Source organism: Streptomyces niphimycinicus, assembly GCF_018883605.1.
GTDB classification, from domain to species: Bacteria; Actinomycetota; Actinomycetes; order Streptomycetales; family Streptomycetaceae; genus Streptomyces; species Streptomyces niphimycinicus.
Window position 1 is genome coordinate 1 of sequence record NZ_JAHLEM010001217.1, and the last position, 1,735, is coordinate 1,735.

Genomic DNA, 1,735 nt, shown 5'->3' on the forward strand with positions numbered 1-1,735 from the left:
GCATCGAGGCGGCGGCCGAGCAGGCGGACGACGCCGGACCGGTTGTGGTGACCGGGACACTGCGCCGGGGCGAGGGCGGTATGCGCCGTGTGCTCACGTCCCTGGGCGAGGCGTATGTGCGCGGTGTCCCCGTCGACTGGACCGCGCTGCTCGGCGACATCCCGGCGCATGCCGCCCTGGATCTGCCGACCTACGCCTTCCAGCACCAGCACTACTGGCTCAAGAACGCCGCACTCGCCGATACGGGATCCATCGACGATCAGCTCCCGGGCGTGGCCGAACTGCCCGCCGAAACAGGAATGTTGACCGCTCGGCTCCTCGGGGAGTCCGCGCCGGAACAGGAACGCATCCTGCTGGAGACCGTCCGTCGGGAGACCGCAAGCGTCTTGGGGCACCCCTCACTGGATGCCATTGAACCGGACATGGTGTTCAACCAGATCGGATTCGACTCGGCCACCGCCGTGCAGTTGCGAAACCGCCTGAACGCACTCACCGACCAGACCCTGCCGACCACTCTGCTCTTCGACTACCCCACGCCCCTGATTCTCGCCGCATTTCTCCGTGACGAGCTCATCGGGGACACGGCGGCCCCGGAGGAGGTACCGGGCCCGTCATCAGCGCTCGCGGCCGTGTCGACTGAGCCGGTGGCGATCGTGGGCATGGCGTGTCGGCTGCCGGGCGGAGTCTCCACTCCCGAAGAGCTATGGGATCTGGTGCTGCACGGGCGGGATGGAGTCAGCGACTTCCCGGTGAACCGTGGCTGGGATCTGGAGAATCTGTTCCACCCGGACCCGGACCACCCCGGCACCAGCTATGCGCACCAGGGTGGGTTTCTGCACGATGCCGGGGAATTCGATGCGGGCTTCTTCGGGATCTCGCCACGTGAGGCGCTGGCCGTGGACCCCCAACAGCGTCTGATGCTGGAGACGTCGTGGGAGGCGCTGGAACGGGCCGGGATCGACCCGACCACCCTGCGGGGTAAGAACGTTGGTGTCTTCTCCGGTGTGACGTACCACAACTACGGGTCGGGCGTGGAGCCGGTGCCCGCCGAGTTGGAGGGCATGCTGGGCCTCGGTGCCTCGGCGAGCGTGCTGTCAGGGCGGGTGTCCTATGCGCTGGGCTTCGAGGGTCCGTCGGTCGCGGTGGACACGGCGTGCTCCTCATCCCTGGTGGCGTTGCATCTGGCGGCGCAGGCATTGCGGGCGGGCGAGTGCTCGATCGCGCTGGCCGGCGGCGTCACGGTGATGCCCACTCCCGGCATCTTCATCGCCTTCTCGCGGCAGCGTGGCATGTCGGTCGATGGCCGGTGCAAGTCCTTCGCCGCTTCGGCCGACGGTACGGGGTGGGCCGAGGGGGTGGGTGTGCTGGCGCTGGAGCGGTTGTCGGACGCGGAGCGGAACGGTCACCAGGTGCTGGCGGTGGTGCGGGGCAGTGCGGTGAACCAGGACGGTGCGTCGAACGGTCTGACGGCGCCGAACGGCCCCTCGCAGCAGCGTGTCATCCGGCAGGCGCTGGCCAGCGCGGGGTTGGTGGCGTCGGATGTGGATGTGGTGGAGGCGCATGGGACGGGTACGGCGCTGGGTGATCCGATTGAGGCGCAGGCGGTGTTGGCGACGTATGGCCAGGGTCGGGATCGGCCTTTGTTGCTGGGGTCGTTGAAGTCGAATATCGGTCATGCGCAGGCGGCTGCGGGTGTGGCTGGTGTGATCAAGATGGTGTTGGCGTTGCGGCATGG

1 protein-coding gene is annotated in these 1,735 nt (G+C 68.1%); it reads left to right on the forward strand.

Annotation, left to right across the window (positions count from 1 at the left end; translation table 11 throughout):
• Positions 1–1,735: beta-ketoacyl synthase N-terminal-like domain-containing protein (locus tag KN815_RS48945; protein ID WP_253209738.1), on the forward strand; the 1,735-nt coding region annotated here is incomplete at both ends.